The following is an 18,548-nucleotide window of genomic DNA, read 5'->3' as shown; positions in this document are numbered from 1 at the left end:
TTTAGCACTTACTCCGGCCCCATGCTGAGGTTGCCTGGAGTTAGTGCTTCAGCACTTACTCCAGGCCCGCAGCGGTCGACGGGAGTTAGCGCTTTAGCGCTTACTCCCGTCCCATGCAAGAAATTGCGGTCGGCCGGAGTTAGTGCAAAGCACTTCCTCCGGTCCCATGCACGATAGTTGCTCCAGGCTTGGCGCCCGTGTTTCAGGTCGACATACAAACAAACCAGCTCACACCACACCGCCTTGAACCCTTGCCGCATTAGCCTCTTTCCGCATCAACCCCTTTCTCTGCGCTCCTTCAAAAACTTCGCCACCAGCTCCGCGCTGCGTTTGACCGTGCGCTTTTGCGTGCTGTAGTCCACGTGCACCACGCCGAAACGCCGCTCATAGCCGAACGCCCATTCGAAGTTGTCCATCAGCGACCACAGGAAGTAGCCGCGAATATCGACACCCGCCTTGATCGCACCGTCGACGGCGGCCAGATGCCGCTTCAGGAACGAGATCCGCTGCGGATCGTCGACGCGCCCGTCGATCACCTCATCATCCGACGCCATGCCGTTTTCGGTAATGTAAATCGGCGGCAAGTTCTCGTACGTGTCCTTGAAGCCGATCAAGAGATCGCGCAGACCGTCGGGATAAACCTCCCAGCCCATCTGCGTGCGCTCGACGCCTTCGAGCGGCACATCTCTGAAACCCTGCGCGCCGTCGCTCGCGACATTGGTTCGGAAGTAATAGTTGATGCCGAGGAAATCCAGCGGCGACGCAATGATCCGCATATCGCCGTCCAGCACCAGCGGCTCGGTGCCCGGCCACAGTTCGAACAGGTCCTGCGGATAAGTACCCTTGAGCAACGGATCGAGAATCCACGCGTTGTGCTGGACTTCGAACCGATGCGCGGCGCGCCGATCCGCCGCGCTGTCCGAATTCGGCGTGCCGCGGCCGATATTCGCGACGATACCCTTTTGCGAAGCCGGATCGTTGGCACGCAACACCGGCATCGCGAGACCGTGCGCGAGCAGCAGATGATGCATCGCCTGGGTCGCAAAGCGCTGGTTGGCGAGACCGGGCGCATGATGCCCGTTGCCGTAGCCGAGATAGGCCGAGCACCACGGCTCGTTGAGCGTGGCCCATGCGTCGACCGTACCGGCCAGTTCGCGGCCCATCAGATCGACGTAATCGGCGAAACGGTAAGCGGTCTCGCGGTTGAGCCAGCCGCCGCGATCTTCCAGGTGCTGCGGCAAATCCCAGTGATACAGCGTCACGAAGGTCGTGATGCCCTTCTCTTTCAGGCGGTTCAACAGCCGCTTGTAAAAGTCGAGCCCTTTACGATTCGGCGCGCCGGCCGCGTCCATCACGCGCGGCCAGGCGATCGACAGCCGATAGCCTTCGAGCCCGAGCCCCGCCAGCATCTCGATGTCCGCCTCCCAACGGTGATAGTGATCGCACGCGACGGCGCCGGTATCGCCCGCCAGCACCTTGCCGGGAACCGCCGAGAAGGTATCCCAGATCGACGGCAGGCGGCCATCTTCATTGACCGCGCCTTCGATCTGGTAAGAAGCCGTGGCTGCGCCGAGCAGAAAGTTCTTGCACCACAGCGAAGAGTCGGCAGGCGGCGTGAAGGGATCCAAGCGGGGATCCGAGCGGAGATCGAAGCGGGGATCGGAGAGCGAGTGATGGGGTCCAGCGTCGGAAACAGCGGATGTGTCGTTTGCCACGGATTCTCCTACGCTGAGGTCGTTGAACCGGATATGGCGGAAGCTGGTGTGGAAGCGCTTCCACACGACCCGCGAACAATATCAGCGGCGAATTCACCGCAGCAATCAGGGTTTGTCTGGATGGGTCGCTGGCATGCACGGCGCACGATGCGCCGTGCGTCAGCAGAAAGCCTGGAACAACGTGCAAATGGCGCCCAGCCGAGCGCAAGGCCTCACGAATCTCACGGCTTGGCCGGCAAATTGAAAGCCCCGCCATCGTAGGCTTCGCAATACGCTTTCCAGTCGGCGGCCACCTGCGCCTCGCATCGCACCGCGATTTCGATCAACGGCAACTGCCAGTCCTTGCGGCTGCCGAACGCAATCAGTTCGTCGGCGATCGAAGACCCTTGTCGTCCGCCGCTGCGCAGATGCGCCCACGCGCTCAGCTCCGCCATGCTGTTGATCACCTCTTCGAGCCGCGGCAGCTCGCCGTCCCAGCCTCTCAACGCAACCCGGTCTTCCGAAGGCTGCAAACTGCGCAGCACATACGAGCGCTGACTGAATTCCACCGCGTGCAGGAACGCCTGCGAGACCGCCTGATTGCGCTGCTGAACCTCGACCACGCGTTGCGCATCGGTCCGCCACTTCGGCTGACGCGTGCGCACATGCGGCAGCACCGACGAAGGCAGCGCCTCCTTCAGATCGATCAGATAGTTGCCGTCCGGCGAGCCTTTGCCTTCGACGAGAATCACGTACCGGTCGACGCCCAGACTGCCGGTGCCGGCGATCCGCCGCGCCACGTCGATGATGCGGTAGAAGTCCGGATTCGGTTCGCCCGCGGCGAAGGTGTTCATGAACGCCGTCACCGCGGCGCGCGCCTTGTCGCTCACCGGCAGCGCTTTCTTGCCGTCCACTTTCAGCGTGCGGGTCTTGCCTTTGAGCGTGGTGCGCCGGTCCAGATGCGCGGCCCGCGAGCGGCTTGCCAGCGCATCGAACAATTCGCGCACCATGCCGGCCGAGGTTTCCGCTTCGATCCAGCGCGATTTGCCGAACATCAATGCCGCGCTGTATGCGTCGAGTGCGGTGTGGCAGAGTGCGAGCGCCTGCGCGCGGCTGAGCTTGAGATCGGCCGCGCCGACCAGCACGCTCGTCAGAAGGCGCACCAGTTCGTAAAGATTCGGCGCGAGGCAGGCCTCGTCGAAATCGTTGTTGTCGAAGTAGATGAGGCGGTTGTCGCCCTTGTAGCTGCCGAAATTTTCCAGATGCATGTCGCCGCAGATCCAGACCGGCGGCGCGTCGTCGAGCATCTTGTCGCGCGGCAGACGCTGATAGAACAGATGACAGGTGCCGCGCAGAAACACGAACGGCGAACTGCGCATGAGCTTGTATTTCATCGCGAGCCGTTCGGGGTCGCGACCTGCGTTGAAACTGGCGATAGTCTGCGCGATATCGACCATGCGAATTCTCCTTCAATGCGAACTCAGTAATCAAACTGCGCCAAACTTCTTGCGGTACGCGCCCGGGCTCGTCAACGCGATACGCCGGAAATGGCGGCGCAGCGATTCTTCCGAGCCGAAGCCCGCCAGTTCCGCGACACGCGCCATCGGCACCGGCGTTGGCGCTTCGAGCAGCTCGCGGGCGATCGCCACACGTTCGCGCACCAGCCATTCGTATGGCGCCATGCCGGTGGCGTCGTGAAACTGCCGCTGCAGCGTGCGCGGACTCATCGCCGCCCGCTCGGCGAGCGAGCGCAGCGTGTGCGGTGCAGCAGGATGCCGGCGCACCCAATCCATCAGCTTCGCCAGACGCCCGCTGTCGTCCTGCGGCATCGGACGCGGCACGAACTGCGCCTGGCCGCCCTCGCGATGCGGCGGCACCACGAGCCGTTGCGCGACACGGTTCGCCACCGCGCTGCCATGATCGCGCCGCACCAGATGCAGCAGCATGTCGAGTCCCGCCGCCGACCCCGCCGAGGTGATGATCCGCCCTTCGTCGACATACAGCGCATCCGGCTGCACGCGAAGCTGCGGGTAACGCTGCTGCAATTTGTCCGCATAGCGCCAGTGCGTCGTGACCGTCTTGCCGTCGAGCACGCCTGCCGCCGCCAGCACGAACACGCCGGAGCAGATCGAGCAGAGCCGCGCGCCACGCTCGTCGGCGGCGCGAATTCTTTTCAGCAACGCTTCGGGCGGCAATTCGTCCGCATCGCGCCAGCCGGGGATCACGATCGTGTCCGCACGATCCAGCAGCTTCAGCGTGTACGGCGCGGCAACCGTAATACCGCCTGCCGCGCGAATCGGGCCGGGCTCGCTTGCGCACACCGCGAAGCGATACCACGCCACGCCGAGCTCCGGACGTTCGAGCGCGAACAGCTCGGTCACGCAGCCGAATTCGAAAGTGCAAAGCCGGTCATAGACCAGCGCGACGACGAGATGAGGGTGCATGGCGCGATGTTACCGGAGATTGACGATTACGCCACTTACCCGATGCGCGTCTCATCGCGACAATGAAGGCTCATGACCTCCACCGGAACCCGAATCATGCCGAACACCAACCCCGTCACCGCCATCCCCGCCGCCGGCAGCGCCGCCGCGCTCGCCCACTTCCAGGCGTCGCTGCAATTCGAAACCGATTGTTCGGATGTCGCCGCGGCGCTCGCCGGCGGCTCGCCCGGTTTCGTGCTCCTCGACGTGCGCAGCCCGGCGCTGTTCGCGCAGGGCCACGTGCCGGGCGCGCTCAACCTGCCGCACGGCAAGATCGTCGCGTCGAAGCTCGCGCAGTATCCGCAAGACACGCTGTTCGTCACCTACTGCGCCGGTCCGCACTGTAACGGCGCCGCGCGCGGCGCGCTGCGCCTCGCGCAATTGGGGCGCCCGGTCAAGCTGATGATCGGCGGCATCACGGGCTGGCTCGACGAAGGGCTCGAGCTTGAACTCGCGCAAGCCACGGCGGTGCAGGAGACCACCGGTTCCAGCCACTGACTATGACCAGGATAATGAAAATCAATTAAATAACCCCACCTCGCGACCTCCGGTGCTCGCAAACTTTTCGAAATGCAGCTGAAAATCTTGAAGGCCTGAGATCGTCAACCACTTCCTGATCGCTTCAACCATCGGGGGCGGACCGCATACGTACATGTCGAAAGGTTGCGCGGCTAGTGCCTTCGTGTCGAAATGATCCGGAATGTACCCCGTTTTCCCGCTCCAACCGGGCGACGAATTCACGACCACCGGAACGTATGAGAATCCCTCGATACGATCGATATACCCTTTCAACCGTTCAGACTCGCACAGATCGCCGACGTTGTTCACCCCCGCCTTCGCGGCAGTCAAATGGGATCTTCACGCCATTTCGCAGCGCAGCGTCAAGCAAGATCTCGTTTGCGCCGACATCGAAGAACACGGTCTTTCCATCGGCAAAACTGAAGGCCACCTTGTGATCCAGCGAGAGGGGAAGTCCATGCCTATTGTCACCATCGGAATCGATCTTGTCCTGGCCTTCGCGATTGCAGGCTCCTGACGATCCGCTGTGTCCATCGCCGCGAGATAGCGAGCGATACTTGACTCGATGTCGCGCGTGCGTCGTTCGAGCTTGGCGCTGGTGAAGTTGCGGTCGCGATGGTTCACCGCCTTGAACTTTGCGCGTGCGGCCTTTCCATCGATGCGGATTACTTGCCGGGCAGTCTCGTAGAGGGCCGCGCGTCGATACAGAAATGTCCTGATCAAGGTTCGCATGACGCCGCGCCGTTTCACTCCCGGAAAGTTGATAAATTCATTACAAGCACAAGGAACTGGGCCAGGATCGCTGATTGGTTACTTTCCGAATAAGCGACGGCGATGCCGCTGGTCAGCCGCTTACCTTCTTCCTTGAGCGGTCGGAAGACAACGCCTTGGCGCTTGACGTTCTGAAGCGATGGTGAGATGAACGCGATGCCTTGCCCCTCTGCGATGAGACCGAGCAGGATGTGGTGATCGTCCGGCTCCGGAATCGTGCGGGGCTTGAAGTCGATCTGTTCGAAGAATGCCTGGCAGTGGTCGTAAAAGCCCGGATTCAGCCGACGCTCAAACCTGAATATTGGCTCCTTGCGGAGATCATCAAACCCAACCCGGCGTTTACGAGCCAGAGTATGACTGGCGGGCAACGCGACCATGACAGGCTCCTCAAGCAGCGTCTCGACCTTGAGACCTTTGGCCTCGGTGTGCAAGCCAATGAAGGCGACATCCATCGTTCCATTTTTGATATCCCGGACGAGGCTGATCGAGTGCTTGCCCTTGGTGACGACCCGCAAATCTGGAAAGCACTTCTGCAGCGGCGCGAACACATCAGGAATGGCACTTCGATCGAATACCGTCGTGTAGCCCACGGTAAATTGACTGCACTCGACACCTCGCGCGGCCTTTGCGACCGCAATAGCTTTCTCTGCCTGAGCCACTGTACGCCTGGCTTCCGGCAGAAATGCCGCCCCCGCTTTCGTCAGCGTCACGCCTGCCTTAGTCCGCACGAACAACTCAACGCCAAGTTGGTCTTCCAACTGGTGGATCTGCCTGCTCAATGGCGGTTGGGAAATGAAGAGACGCGCCGCTGCCCGCCCAAAATTGAGCTCCTCGCTGACGGCGAGGAAGTACCGGAACTGGCGCAGATCGATTGACTCATTCATACCGAAAAGGTATCACAGAAAAGGTATTGGATGAAACCGTGTGGTGAAACATACAGTAGACGCACTGAAACAAACACGGGAGTGATTTTATGAATGGTGATCTTATGAATAACGAACGCTATGTCCGAGGCTGGGCGAAGTTGAAGGAAGTCGATGGTCAAGCTGGCGAAAAAGTCATCGAAAGCTTGAAAGATATTGCCCCCGAATTTGCGCAGCTGATCATTGAATTTCCGTTTGGTGATATCTATTCGCGTCCGGGGCTTGACCTTAAGATTCGAGAGCTCGCCGTGGTGGCGGCCCTCACTGCCATGGGCAACGCGTCGCCGCAACTGAAGGTGCATATTCACGGCGCTCGTAACGTCGGCTGCTCCCGGCAAGAAATTGTGGAAGTCATCATGCAAATGGCTGTTTATGCCGGCTTCCCCGCTGCGCTCAACGGACTGTTTGCGGCCAAAGAAATCTTCTCCCGGGAGCCGGCTGAGTAAAGCACGTTTTCCACTCCCTATTCCTGGTGCTCGTAATGATAGCTTCGTTGAATCACCCTGTATTAGCCCAGCAACGATCGGGGGGCATGTGGAATATGGATGCGACTGCAGCCTACGAAGGACTCAGCTCGCCGGTTGCCATGGCGTATGACCCAGATGGCAATCTCTACGTGGCGAACTGGTCTGCGGGCAATCTGTTGCGTTTTACGTCCAAAGGTGAATGCACAATTTTCGCCAGTGGGCTCAACGGCTCTTCCGGTTTGGCTTTCTCGTCTAAGGGTGATGTCTATGTCGCTTCCTGCAACGAGGATTTGGTGTGGCATTTCACGCCGAACGGCAACAAGACAGTTTTCGTATGTTTACGCCGGCCGATAATTGAGCCACTTGTAGGGATTGCGCCGACTGAAAATTGAGCCGGGTAATCAACCTATCCTGCCAGTATTTCAGGCAGGGTGTTTGGGGATGATCCCGATGACGATGATTGGCAAGGTGCGCCGGATGACCAGGCTGACACCATTGAATCGCACGCGTTAACGCATGACGTGCACAGCCGCCGCGGTGCGCGTCGGGTCGTGCGGCAACATCATCGCTTCGATTTTCGTTCGTCACTGGGTGCAAGCCCGAACTGCGCGCGGTAGGCTTTGCTGAAACGACAGGGGGAATTGAAGCCACTGCTCGCCGTCACGTGCGCGATCGGGGCATCGGTTGTGCGCAGTAGGTCGCGCGCATGCTTCAGGCGCAGCGTCAGATAATGATGGGTGGATGACACGTTCAGGTACGCTTTGAACATACGCTGCAGTTGCCGCTGTGACAGTCCGACGAGCCGCGTGAACTCCTTGAGCGGGAGCGGTTCCTTGATGTTCGCTTCCATGAGTCGCACGACCTCGATCAACTCCTCGCGTGAGAAGCTGATCCGGGTGTCGACCGGAATCGGCTGCAGATCGGTCGCGCTGCGAATCCGCTCGTGAATGAACTGCTCTGACACCTGCGTCGCAAGTTGCTGGCCGAATCGCGCGCCGACCAGATTCAGCATCAGGTCAAGCGGAGCGGTACCACCCGTGCACGTGAGGCGATCGCGATCGACAACAAACAACTCGTCGGAAAAATGAACTCGCGGGAACTCATCGCGCAGCGCCGCCAGGTCCTCCCAGTGCACGGTGCAGCGGTAGCCGTCGAGTAGTCCATTCGTCATCAGCGCATACGCACCGGTACAGACACCTCCGAGTGGGAGTCCACGTTCTGCCAGAGTTGCAAGTTTCGCGCGCGGCATTTTGTCAACCACTTCGCGAATGCGGGTCCCGCCGCAAACAAGCATCACATCTGGCGTCTGCTCGGAACCAAGCGTTTGGGTCGGCCGCACCGAAATCCGGTTACTCGCGTGCACAGGTGCGCCATCGAGTGAATAGATCGTCCACCGGTAGTGGTCGGCGCGCCCGACGTAGTTCGCCATGCGCAGCACTTCCACCGCATTCGCAAATGCGATCATGGAGAAATTCGGCAACGCCAAAAAACCAAAATGTGCGAGAGACGCGGCCGTGGATGCGCAGGCGACAGGTTCAGCGGCAACGGACATCACAGCAATCTCCTGAAGAGCGGGTATCGCCGCACCGGCTCCGCGGCGCAAGGCAAGCCGGTACTCGGCCGACCGCTGCCATGGCGGAACCGGGCCAGCCATCAGTCAATCAGGTCCCGGCAGTTGTAGGCTTGACGCGAAACAATCCCTTGAGTCCCGAGAACAGCGGCGCTTTCACGATGCCCGGCGCGCGGCCGAAGCTTTCGGTGATGCGGTCGAGGATGATCGCGAGCAGCACGACCGACAGGCCGCTTTCGAAGCCAAGACCGATGTCGAGGCGCTGGATACTCGCGAGCACGTCGTTGCCGAGGCCGCCCGCACCGACCATCGACGCGATGATTACCATCGACAACGCCATCATGATCGTCTGATTTACGCCCTGCATGATCGACGGCAGCGCGCTCGGGAACTGCACCTTGTACAACAGTTGCCACGGCGTGCAGCCGAACGCTTGCCCCGCCTCGACAACCTCGCGATTTACGTGACGGATGCCGAGACTCGTCAGGCGCACCGCAGGCGGCATCGCGAAGATCACCGTCGACAGGATGCCCGGCACGCGGCCGAGACCGAACAGCATTGCCGCCGGAATCAGGTACACGAATGCCGGCATCGTCTGCATCAGGTCGAGGATTGGGCGCACGATCGCGGCAACCCACTTGCTCTTCGCGGACCAGATGCCGAGCGGGATACCGAACACGAGGCTGATGATCGTCGACGACAGCGTGAGACCGAGCGTGATGACGGTCTGGTCCCAGAAGCCCGTCGCGAAGATCAGCAGCAGCGACGCGGTCGTAAACAGCGCAAAACGCCAGCCGACGCGCCACAGCCCGATGCCGACGAACAACGCCATCATCAGCCACATCGGCACGGCCTGCAGGCTGTGCTCGACGAACGCGGCAAGACTCTCGATTGCTCGCCCGAACGCGTCAAACGTAGCTGCATCGTGATCGAGCAGGTAATGAACGGACTGGTCAACCCAGATACCGAGTGGAATCATTTCAGACATGGGAGCCTCGCGAACGCGTAATAGCCTTCAGGATGTGCGCACGATCGACCGAGCCGCAGTAGCAGCCGTGGTCGTCGACGACGGGCAGCGCATACGGACTCGCGACCACGCGCGCGACGACATGGTCGAGCGATGCGTCGCGCCGGATGCTTTCGATCGGCCGCATGGAGGGCGCGGCGTTACCTATCGCGTCGCGCGTGACGAAGCCGCGGATCTTGCGTTGCCCGTCGAGCACGAACGCGTATCCGGCGCTGCCGTTGAGCGTCGCCGCAACGTTCGCGGCGTCGATTTCGGACACAATCGGTACGGCGCCTGTCTGCATCAGGTCGCCCGCCGTCAGATAGCGGCTTGTGTCGATGCCGTCGAAGAACGCGCGAACGTAATCGTCGGCCGGGTTCGCAATGATGTCCTGCGGCGTGCCGACCTGCACGAGGCGCCCGCCTTCCATGATTGCGATCCGGTTGCCGATGCGCAGCGCTTCCTCGAGATCGTGCGACACGAACATGATCGTGCGGCGATGCTCCTTCTGCAGTTGCAACAGAACGTCCTGCATTTCCTTGCGCTTGAGCGGATCGAGCGCGGAGAACGCCTCGTCCATGATCATCAGCGACGGGTTCACGGCCAACGCGCGAGCAAGGCCAACGCGTTGCTGCATACCGCCCGACAGCTCGGACGGCAGCTTGTACGCGAACGGTGCGAGGCCGACCTGCTCGAGCACCTCCATCGCGCGTCGTTCCCGCTCCTTCCTGCTGACACCCGCGACCTCAAGGCCGAATGAAGCGTTCGACAGCACAGTGCGATGCGGCATCAGCGCGAATGACTGAAACACCATGCTCATGTCCTTGCGACGCAGCGCGGTGAGTTCCGAGCGGCGGGCGGCAGCGACGTCGCGGCCGTCGATCAGCACCTTGCCGGCGCTCGGATCGACCAGCCGGTTCACGAGACGGATCAGCGTGGATTTACCGGAGCCGGACAGACCCATCAGCACAAAAATCTCACCTTCCCGTACATCGAACGAGACGTTGTGCACGCCAACGATCTGGCCGGTGCGCTTGAGCACTTCGTCCTTCGTCGCCCCGGCGGCGAGCATGTCGAGTGCCTGCTGCGGGTTACTTCCAAATACTTTGCATAGACCTTCGACTACAACTTTGGGGGCATGCATCGAGACCTTCTCCTCATCTAGCTGAAAAATCAAGCGTCGCAATTCACTGCCTACCTATTTGCCAAAAAAATCACGACCTTTCGATGAATTGCGACCAACGCTTGCGCTATTGCGACACAGCATCCGACGGCGGCCAGACGAGCGTCCTGCGGAGCAGGTCGGATTCGCGGTCCCCAGCATCCTCGCTACGCCAAAGCACGAGACCCAATCGACTGGCGCCAATTGGGCCTCTTTAGCCGGTTCAACGGCTATGAATGCCCGGATCAATGCGCTGTCCGGTACTCCTTTCGACAGACACGGCTTTCGTCATAACGCGATACTGCTACTGCGCGCCTTGGACCCAGTCATTGACACGGTCACCATGAGCTGCGATCCATGCGTCGGCGGCGGCATCCGGCTTCGAGCCATTCTGAATCGCCAGCATCACGCTGTCGATTTCGCCCGGCTTCCACTGGAATTTCTTCAGGAATGCAACGACGGGGGGCGCCTTCTGGTCGAGACCCGGGTTGATGATGTTATCCACATGTTCCGCGCCGCCGTAGACCTTCTTCGGATCCTCGAGGAACTTCAGCTTCCACTTCGCGAACATCCAGTGTGGCGCCCAACCAGTCACGATAATCGGCTTCTTGGCGTGCACTTCGCGGGCCAGCTCCGAAGTCATCGCACTGCCCGAACTAGGCATCAGCTTATAGTCGAGGTTGTACGCCTTGATCGCTTCGTCAGTTTTCTTCATCACGCCGGCGCCCGCATCGATACCCACGATGCGACCGTCGAAGTCCGCCTTATGTCCGGCTAGATCCGGAATGCTGTTCTCGGGCAAATCCGCCGGCACGATCAGACCGATTTTCGCGTCCGGGAAATTCACGCCCACGTCTTCGACCTTCGACTTGAACTGGTCGTAGTACGCAGCGTGCGTGGCCGGCAACCACGCGGAAAGCGTCGCATCGAGGTCGCCGCGCGCGACGCCCTGCCACATAATGCCCGCTGCGACCGGCACGAGCTGCACCTGGTAGCCGAGTTTCTTCTCGATGATGCGCGCGGCGACGTTCGACGTCGCGACGCTATCGTCCCAGCCTTCAACGTAGCCGATTTTCAGTGTGGACTTGCCATCGGCGAATGCCGACGTGCTCAACGCCACCATCGCCGACAGCGTGCCGGCCCACAACAGTTTTCCGAAAAGCTTCAACGTAGATCTCCTTTGAATTGGGCGGTTGCCCCGTTGCCTCTCTAGGTTCCTCCGCCGTAATTCGACGGTATCGTTATATTCCGACGCACGTTTGTCCTGCCGCGACGCCAGCGGCTATTTGTCGACGACGAGATCGGTGAGCGGCTTGCTACAGCACAGCAACACCATGCCCTGATCGATCTCGCGCTGGCGGATTCCGCCGTTGTGCCTCATCTCGACCCGCCCCGACACGAGCTTCACCTTGCAGGTGCCACACATGCCCTGCGTGCACGACGCCGGCAGCCGTACGCCGGATTGGCGCGCCGCGTCGAGCACGTGCTGTTCCGACCCGCAGGCGATCTCGCGGTTGCTCTTTACGAAGCTAACGGTGAATCGCTTTGTCGCGGTGTCGCCGTCCACGACGGGCACGAGGTCGGCCAGCGATTCGTCGCTCACGGCCTGCGCGAGCGTCTCGAACGAGAAGCTTTCCTCGTGATACTGTTCGCGGTCAAAACCGGCTTCGTCGAGCAGGTCGCGCACGGCCTTCATGTACGGCGCCGGGCCACACGTGAAGATCTCGCGCTCCATGAAATCCGGTGCGATCAGCTTCAGTAGCGGCAGCGTCAGAAAACCCGTGACGCCCGGCCAGTTAGTGCGCGCGCCAACGCGCTCGACGACGAACGACGTGCGGAAATTCGTGTGATTCGACGCGATCAGGTCGAGTTCGCGCGCAAAAATGATGTCGTCCGGCGTACGTGCGCTGTGCACGAATACGATGTCGCGATCCTCGGCGAGATCGTGATGCGCGCGGCTCATCGACATCAGCGGCGTAATGCCCGAGCCCGCGGACAGGAACAGGTACTTACGCGCCGGATGCCGCGCGCACGTGAATTCGCCGGCTGGGCCGAGCACGCGGATCGACGCGCCCGGCTGCAGATTATCGTGCAGCCAGTTCGACACTTTGCCGCCCGGCACGCGCTTGGTCGTGATCGAAATCGTGTGCGGCCTCGCGGGCGACGACGAGATCGTGTAGCACCGGTTGACCGTCTCACCGTCGATGTCGAGTTCTAGCGTGATGAACTGCCCGGGCTCGAATGAGAACGTGCGGCCCTGCGGCGAATGGAAGAAGAAGCTCTTCACGTCGTGCGTCTCCTGGCGCACCTGGCAGCACACCAGCGTCTCCTCGACGTCACTCGTCCAGCGCTCCGGGAGCGCGTTCCAGAACGCCGGCCGCGTTACCCGGCTGTCAGTCCGCTCGATATTGGCCGGCTCTCGCAGCATCATGTCTGACTCCGCTTGTCGCTTCATGCTATGCGCCGATCTTCTCGGCTAGCCGGCCGATGTACCAGGCCGAGAACTTTTCGACGAGGCCTTCGGTATACGGCGAGTACGGACCCGGCTCGTACGCGCTGCTAGTCGCGCCCCGCTGTGAGAATTCGACGAGCGTGCGGTCCTGATCATTGGTTGCGTTCCACACCGCGGTCAGGTTCTCCACGTCGTAGTCGACGCCTTCTTGAGCATCCTTGTGCACGAGCCATTTGGTGCGCACGAGCGTCTCGCCGGCCGACAGCGGGATCACCGAGAACGTCACGATGTGATCGCTCATGAAGTGGTGCCACGAGTTCGGCTGCGTCCAGAACGACAGGCCGCCGAGATCGGCCTGGGAGAATTCGCCGAGCAGCTTCTTCGAAGCGACCTTTGCGTCGAGCGTCTGCGATTCGCCGCTGCGATCGAGCGGCAGCCGCTGAGTACGGAAGCCCGTCACGTCGAGCAGCTTCTCGATCTCGGCGGACGGCAGGTTCATCTCCTCCCACTCCTTCGCTCGCGCGATGCAGGTTTGCTCAAACGCTTCCATGCCCTCAGCGTTGGCGGGTGAACGCTGATAGCCGAAGCCGTATTCGTATAGCGAGATCGTCAGCTCCGGATGGTTCGCGACGCAGTGATAGCATTCGCGATTGTTCTCCATCGTCAGCTTCCAGTTACCTTTTTCGATGATGTCGATCTGCGCGGCTATCTTCGTGTTCGGCAGGTCATGCGGCAGCAGATACGGCTCCATCGCCGCGCGCAGTTGCGCGAAATCGACCGGCGGCTCGTCGGCGAGGCAGATGAAGATCAGCCCCGCGAGGTTCTCGACGTGCGCCGACTTCAGGCTGTGCTTGCAACGGTCGAACTGCTCGCCCATGTGCTCGGCGAACAGCAACTGGCCGGTCAGGTTGTAGGTCCAGCTGTGATACGGGCAGACGATGTTGCCGACCGAGCCCTTCTCCTCGTTGCACAGACGCGCGCCACGATGGCGGCAGACGTTGTGAAACGCACGGATCTGCATGTCGTCGTCGCGTACGATCAGGATCGAGTCGTGCCCCAGTTCCACCGTCACGTAGTCGCCCGGCTCGGGCACATCCGGCTCGATCGCCACCTGGATCCAGTGCTGGCGGAAAATCGCTTCCGTGTCGAGCGCGAAGATCTCGTCACTCGTGTAGAACGGCGCCTCGAGGCTGTAGCCTGCTTTACGTCGCTCCACGAGCGCGCGAATCTCTGCCGATACGTTCATTGTTTGCTCCGCATTCTATTCACTCCTATTTCTTGCAGGTCGGTAATGTCAATAGTCGACGAGCTGATGCTCGCGCAAATACGCGAGGATCACCTGCGCTTTTTCGACCGAACTCCCTTCGATTACGATGTTTCCACCACGGCTTTCGGTCGTCGTCGCCGACAGCATCCGGGCATGCCCGGAGCGCTTCTCAGCGGCAGCCAGCCTGACCGGCTTGCGCTCGATCGCGCCGACCGTCCATGCGGCCGCGTCAGTGTCCACCTCGGGCGCGATGCGAACCGGACGAACTGCGCCCACCTTGAGCCGCGCATACGCATAGCGCGGCTGTGCATTCGCGAGCGGATGCACGGCGACGACGACCGGTAGCGCCGCATCAACGCGCCTGCGCAACCCTTTCGGCAAGAATTGCCGGACCGCCGCGCGGTCCGCGTCGATCGTCACGTCGACGGCGGAGCCGATCAGCGGATAGCCGAGCGCAGCCGCGACGTTATAGGGCAGCATCCCGGTGTCGTACGCGCCCTCGGCGCGCGTGCCGGTCAGCACGAGGTCATAGCCCTCCAGGCGCGCAGCGAGCGCGCGCGCGACATCGTCACCGTCGCGGCAGGTCAGCACCTCGACCTCGCGCGCGCCGAGCGCCAGGTATTCGGCAAGCGCCGGCGTGATCGGGTTGCCGGCGTGGATCACATCGAGCTGCGAGTGATGATGTTCCGCCAGCGTGCGGCCGATCTCCAGCGCGGCTGCGTCGTTGCGGCTGTAGCGCGGCGCGCCACTAACGGGGTGCCGGCCGACGGACACCAGCACGGCGATGCGTTTCATCAGTCGGGGGACGTTCATGCTGCGACTCCTGCCAGTTTGGGTGCGCTGGCCAGGGCTGACATTTGTCCGTGCGTCGCGCGTGCGGCCTGCACCTGTTCGATCAGCGCCGCGATCGTCGCCTGTGCTTCGCCGACCACCGTCAAGTTCGCGCGCTTCGCGATCGGCGCACTACCGTCGAGGTTCACCGCGATCACGTGACGGCAGTCCTTGATGCCCTGCAGGTGCTGCACCGCGCCGGAAATGCCGAACGCGATGTAGACGCTCGCCTCGACCGTCTTGCCGGTTGCGCCGACCTGCTTGTCGCGCGCGAAGTGGCCGTTGTCGACCGCGACGCGGCTCGCGCCGATCGCCGCGCCGAACGCGCCGGCCAGTCGCTCGAACGCGTCGATGTCAGTCACGCCGTTGCCGGCGGACACGATGAAATCGGCTTCTTCCAGCGCGACCTGCGCAGAGTCGATTTCCTCGAGGCCGAGGTCGCGCGTTGGCCGCACGGCGTCGCCGGCCGGGCGGATGAAGTCACCAGCCATACGCTCGCCCGCGCCGACGAACGGCAGCTTTGCGTCCACCGCATTCTGCGCGAGCAGGATTACGTCGGGGAGCGCACGCGTCGCGAACGCCCGCTTCGCGTGCGCATACGCGCCGACGTGCAGCGCATCGATCTCGACGACGTTCGTCGCGATGCTCGCGCCGGCCGCGGCCGCGTAGCGGCGGCCGAGATCGCCGTCGCTGGTCGCGTTGTCGGGCAGGAACAGGTGTTTCGGTGCGAGCGCTGCTACGCACGCCTGCAACGCCTGCAATTCGCTTTCGGGCGCGAACGCGCGGCGGTCGAAGCCGGTCAGCTCGATCACCTTGTCGACGCCGAGTTCAGCCGCGTCGTCCTTCAGCTCGCCGAACACGAGTAGCGCGACTGCGGTTTGCGCGTCGGCGAGCAGCGCGGCAGCGGCGACCGCCTGACGCGCATGGTCGTCCAGCGCGCCGCGTTCGCTATGCGCGGCGACGAGCAATACATGTTTCGGGGCGTTCAGCGCGCGGCGCGGCTTCACGGCCGCGGCTGCGTGGCCGTGCGCGGGCCAGTGCGCGGCGCTCGTATCCGCGCTGCCGGTCTCGCCTAGCGTGATGCGCCTCAGGCCCACCGCCGTGATGACGAACGGCCGGCGCGGATCGATTCGTTTGATCGTGTTCATCGATTCACTCACTCCAGCGAGGCGGCAACGAGTTCAGCCACGTCGAGCACGTCGGGGCGTGGACCCACGACGCCTTCGAGCATCGCCGTGCAGTTCGGGCAGGCGACCGCGACCACGTCCGCACTGACCGCGCGCGCGTCGGCGATGCGGATGTCCGGAATGCGCTGCTTGCCGGGGATGTCGGTCAGCGGCGCGCCGCCTCCGCCGCCGCAGCAGCGGCCGCGCATGCCGTTGCGTTCCATCTCGACGACCTGGATGCCGATCGTCTTCAGCAGCTTGCGCGGGGCCTCCGTCTCGCCGTTGTAGCGGCCGAGATAGCACGGGTCGTGATAGGTCGTCCGCTTCTCTCGCAGCGCGTCGACGGCCTTCGGCGCGATCTTGCCGCTCGCGGCGAGTTCGGCGAGATAGGTCGTGTGATGCTTGACCGTCACCCGCAGGCCAAGCGCGCGATATTCGTTGCGCAGGCTATGCATCACGTGCGGATCGGCCGTGACGATCTGCTGGTACGACAGCGTGGAGAGTGTGCCGATCAGCCGCTTCGCGAGCTGCTGGAACGTCGCTTCATCGCCGAGCCGGCGCGCGACGTCGCCCGTATCCGTTTCGCTGCCGCCGAGCACCGCATAGTCGACGCCGGCCTTGTTCAGCACCTTGACGAACGCGCGCAGCGTGCGCTGATAGCGCATGTCGAACGCGCCTTCGCCCGCGACGAACAACACGTCGACCGGCTTGCCCGGCTGGGCGACCGGCGCGCTCAAGTCGACCGACCAGTCGTAGCGCGCGGCCGCGTCGTAGCCGCCCATCGTGCCGGTCTCGCGCAGGTTCGCGAGCACTTCCGGGCCCTTGCCCGGCACCGTGCCATGCACGAGCGTCTGGTTGCGGCGCATGTCGACGATCGCGTCGACATGTTCGATCAGCATCGGACATTCCTGCACGCACGCACGGCAGGTCGTGCACGACCAGAGCGTCTGCGCTTCGATCAGGCCGGACACGATTGGGCCGTTCGGCTCGCCGCGATGCTGGCCGACTGCGATGCCCGGCGTCGCGCTGCCCGCGTAGGCCGCATCCGTACCGCCTGCCATCCCGACGACCAGATCCTGAATCAGTTTCTTCGGATTCAGCGGCTGACCCGACGCGAACGCGGGACATGCGGCTTCGCACTTCCCGCACTGCACACATGCATCGAAGCTCAGCAACTGGTTCCAGCGGAACTCGACCGGCTTCGCGACGCCGTATTCCTGGTGCTCGATGTCGGGCAGCTTCAGCGCGGTCGGCGGCGTTGCCGCGCCATTGCCGGTGAACGATTCGGGGGTCGCCGCGAAACGCTCCTGGCGGGGGTGGAACGCGAGGTGTAGCAGGCCGGCAATCGCATGCTTCATCGGTCCGCCCTTCGCCGCGCCAAACGTCATCGCGAACGCCCCAACGCCAATCAGCGCCGCGCAAAGCACCGCAAACGCCGCGGACATCGCGCTGGCCGGCATGATCGTGTACAGCATGAGGCCGAGCGCGAACGAACCGAGCAGCCACGGCAAGGTATTCCATGGGCCGCGCGAGAGCCGCGCCGGCACGTTTTTCGCTGCGCGGCGGCGCCACACGAACACTGCGCCGACCAGCATTGCGAGTGCCGCGACGAAGATCAGCCTGTCGAGCCACGGTGAGTAGATGGCGAGACCGTAGTTGACGAACACCAGTGCGAGCGCCGCGATCGCGCCGCCTGCCGTCGCCACGTGCGTCTTCGCGATGTACGGATCGCGCGCGACGACGTGGTGCAGATCGACGAAGTAGCGCTTCGGAATCGCGAACAGGTTCGCGACGCCGAACGCGCCGGGCGCGGTAGCCCGGCCGAGTCGCCAGTACGAAGAGCGCTTCGCGACCGCGAATGCGAGCCCCGCCACTGACAGCCACAGCAATGCGGTAATCAGAAAGGCCGGCTTCATCGTCAGAAATCCTTGCAAAGGCGCAGCGCGTCGTAAATCGCGCCGTGAATGTTGTGCATGGAAATACAGTCGCCGACGCGGAACAGCAGGAAACGGCCGTTGCCGAGTTCCTCGCTCAACGACGGTTGCGGCTCGGACGCGAAGAGTTTGTGCACGTCGACCTGCCCGCGATTCACCGACTCGGCCTTGAGCGCCCAATAGAGCTGGTCGTTCGGCGTGCTGCCGTTCTCGATCACCACCTGATCGACCGCGCGTTCTTCCTGCTCCTCCGTGTACTCGTTGCGAATCACGGCGATCTTCTTGCCGTCTTCCTCATACACC

The 18,548-nt window shown here is 62.5% G+C and carries 18 protein-coding genes and 2 pseudogenes; 3 read left to right on the top strand and 17 right to left on the bottom strand.

The window, feature by feature from the left end:
• Window positions 1–275: 275 nt before the first annotated feature.
• The 3 genes from DLM46_RS19195 to ftrA all read right to left on the bottom strand — a co-directional run bounded on the left by DLM46_RS19195 (window position 276) and on the right by ftrA (window position 4,138).
• Window positions 276–1,715 (bottom strand): GH1 family beta-glucosidase, encoded by a 1,440-nt coding sequence (locus DLM46_RS19195; RefSeq protein ID WP_425274003.1) that lies wholly within the window; start codon window positions 1,713–1,715, stop codon window positions 276–278.
• A gap of 221 nt (window positions 1,716–1,936) precedes the next feature.
• On the bottom strand, window positions 1,937–3,151 hold the full coding sequence (locus tag DLM46_RS19190; protein WP_115102619.1) for a DUF2252 domain-containing protein: 1,215 nt from the start codon (window positions 3,149–3,151) through the stop codon (window positions 1,937–1,939).
• A 30-nt stretch (window positions 3,152–3,181) separates the two neighbouring features.
• Window positions 3,182–4,138: a transcriptional regulator FtrA gene (ftrA, locus tag DLM46_RS19185; protein WP_115102617.1), complete on the bottom strand. Its 957-nt coding sequence runs from the start codon at window positions 4,136–4,138 to the stop codon at window positions 3,182–3,184.
• Between the two features lie 96 nt (window positions 4,139–4,234).
• On the opposite strand from ftrA, the gene DLM46_RS19180 reads away from it, so the two are divergent.
• Window positions 4,235–4,675: a rhodanese-like domain-containing protein gene (locus DLM46_RS19180; RefSeq protein WP_115102615.1), complete on the top strand. Its 441-nt coding sequence runs from the start codon at window positions 4,235–4,237 to the stop codon at window positions 4,673–4,675.
• A 21-nt stretch (window positions 4,676–4,696) separates the two neighbouring features.
• On the opposite strand, the gene DLM46_RS19175 is transcribed toward DLM46_RS19180, so the two are convergent.
• Genes DLM46_RS19175 through DLM46_RS19165 form a run of 4 tightly spaced genes read right to left on the bottom strand, consistent with a single transcriptional unit; the run spans window position 4,697 to window position 6,351 of the window.
• Complete coding sequence (locus DLM46_RS19175) at window positions 4,697–5,026, bottom strand: hypothetical protein (RefSeq protein WP_208866302.1); 330 nt, start codon at window positions 5,024–5,026, stop codon at window positions 4,697–4,699.
• Window positions 4,974–5,096 carry a 2Fe-2S iron-sulfur cluster-binding protein gene (locus DLM46_RS41285; RefSeq protein ID WP_208866301.1) on the bottom strand — a complete coding sequence of 41 codons (123 nt, stop codon included), beginning with the start codon at window positions 5,094–5,096 and terminating at the stop codon, window positions 4,974–4,976. The genes DLM46_RS19175 and DLM46_RS41285 overlap by 53 nt, the downstream gene beginning before the upstream one ends.
• Window positions 5,036–5,428 (bottom strand): hypothetical protein, encoded by a 393-nt coding sequence (locus DLM46_RS41280; RefSeq protein ID WP_425274007.1) that lies wholly within the window; start codon window positions 5,426–5,428, stop codon window positions 5,036–5,038. Before DLM46_RS41280 ends, DLM46_RS41285 begins: the two co-directional genes overlap by 61 nt.
• A gap of 14 nt (window positions 5,429–5,442) precedes the next feature.
• Complete coding sequence (locus DLM46_RS19165; protein WP_115102614.1) at window positions 5,443–6,351, bottom strand: LysR family transcriptional regulator; 909 nt, start codon at window positions 6,349–6,351, stop codon at window positions 5,443–5,445.
• Window positions 6,352–6,455: 104 nt separating this feature from the next.
• On the opposite strand from DLM46_RS19165, the gene DLM46_RS19160 reads away from it, so the two are divergent.
• Together DLM46_RS19160 and DLM46_RS39090 are read left to right on the top strand one after the other, a co-directional pair.
• Complete coding sequence (locus DLM46_RS19160) at window positions 6,456–6,836, top strand: carboxymuconolactone decarboxylase family protein (RefSeq protein WP_115102613.1); 381 nt, start codon at window positions 6,456–6,458, stop codon at window positions 6,834–6,836.
• Window positions 6,837–6,922: 86 nt separating this feature from the next.
• Complete coding sequence (locus DLM46_RS39090; protein WP_133300357.1) at window positions 6,923–7,249, top strand: NHL repeat-containing protein; 327 nt, start codon at window positions 6,923–6,925, stop codon at window positions 7,247–7,249.
• Between the two features lie 170 nt (window positions 7,250–7,419).
• Here the strand turns inward: DLM46_RS39090 and DLM46_RS19155 are convergent, their stop codons facing one another.
• The 10 genes and pseudogenes from DLM46_RS19155 to DLM46_RS19110 form a co-directional block, all read right to left on the bottom strand.
• Window positions 7,420–8,409, bottom strand: coding sequence for a GlxA family transcriptional regulator (locus DLM46_RS19155; protein WP_115102612.1), 990 nt, complete (start codon window positions 8,407–8,409; stop codon window positions 7,420–7,422).
• A gap of 109 nt (window positions 8,410–8,518) precedes the next feature.
• Complete coding sequence (gene choW / locus DLM46_RS19150) at window positions 8,519–9,415, bottom strand: choline ABC transporter permease subunit (protein ID WP_115102611.1); 897 nt, start codon at window positions 9,413–9,415, stop codon at window positions 8,519–8,521.
• A pseudogene (locus DLM46_RS19145) lies at window positions 9,408–10,694 on the bottom strand (quaternary amine ABC transporter ATP-binding protein); the annotation flags it as partial. The pseudogene DLM46_RS19145 and the gene choW, both read right to left, overlap by 8 nt.
• Window positions 10,695–10,899: 205 nt before the next feature.
• Complete coding sequence (locus DLM46_RS19140; protein ID WP_115102609.1) at window positions 10,900–11,763, bottom strand: glycine betaine ABC transporter substrate-binding protein; 864 nt, start codon at window positions 11,761–11,763, stop codon at window positions 10,900–10,902.
• Between the two features lie 114 nt (window positions 11,764–11,877).
• A complete protein-coding gene (locus DLM46_RS19135) occupies window positions 11,878–13,023 on the bottom strand; it encodes an FAD-binding oxidoreductase (RefSeq protein WP_115103141.1) in 1,146 nt (381 codons plus the stop codon).
• A 28-nt stretch (window positions 13,024–13,051) separates the two neighbouring features.
• Entirely contained in the window at window positions 13,052–14,293 is a 1,242-nt protein-coding gene (locus DLM46_RS19130; protein WP_115102608.1) for an aromatic ring-hydroxylating oxygenase subunit alpha, read from the bottom strand.
• A gap of 48 nt (window positions 14,294–14,341) precedes the next feature.
• Window positions 14,342–15,127 (bottom strand): electron transfer flavoprotein subunit beta/FixA family protein, encoded by a 786-nt coding sequence (locus tag DLM46_RS19125; RefSeq protein WP_115102607.1) that lies wholly within the window; start codon window positions 15,125–15,127, stop codon window positions 14,342–14,344.
• Window positions 15,124–16,293 carry an electron transfer flavoprotein subunit alpha/FixB family protein gene (locus tag DLM46_RS19120; RefSeq protein WP_115102606.1) on the bottom strand — a complete coding sequence of 390 codons (1,170 nt, stop codon included), beginning with the start codon at window positions 16,291–16,293 and terminating at the stop codon, window positions 15,124–15,126. The genes DLM46_RS19125 and DLM46_RS19120 overlap by 4 nt, the downstream gene beginning before the upstream one ends.
• An 8-nt stretch (window positions 16,294–16,301) precedes the next feature.
• Window positions 16,302–18,227 carry a (Fe-S)-binding protein gene (locus DLM46_RS19115; RefSeq protein ID WP_115102605.1) on the bottom strand — a complete coding sequence of 642 codons (1,926 nt, stop codon included), beginning with the start codon at window positions 18,225–18,227 and terminating at the stop codon, window positions 16,302–16,304.
• A gap of 2 nt (window positions 18,228–18,229) precedes the next feature.
• Window positions 18,230–18,548, bottom strand: a pseudogene (locus tag DLM46_RS19110) (N-methylproline demethylase); the annotation flags it as partial.

Source organism: Paraburkholderia lacunae, from assembly GCF_003353175.1.
GTDB lineage: Bacteria > Pseudomonadota > Gammaproteobacteria > Burkholderiales > Burkholderiaceae > Paraburkholderia > Paraburkholderia lacunae.
This window is presented reverse-complemented; position numbering and strand designations above follow the sequence as displayed.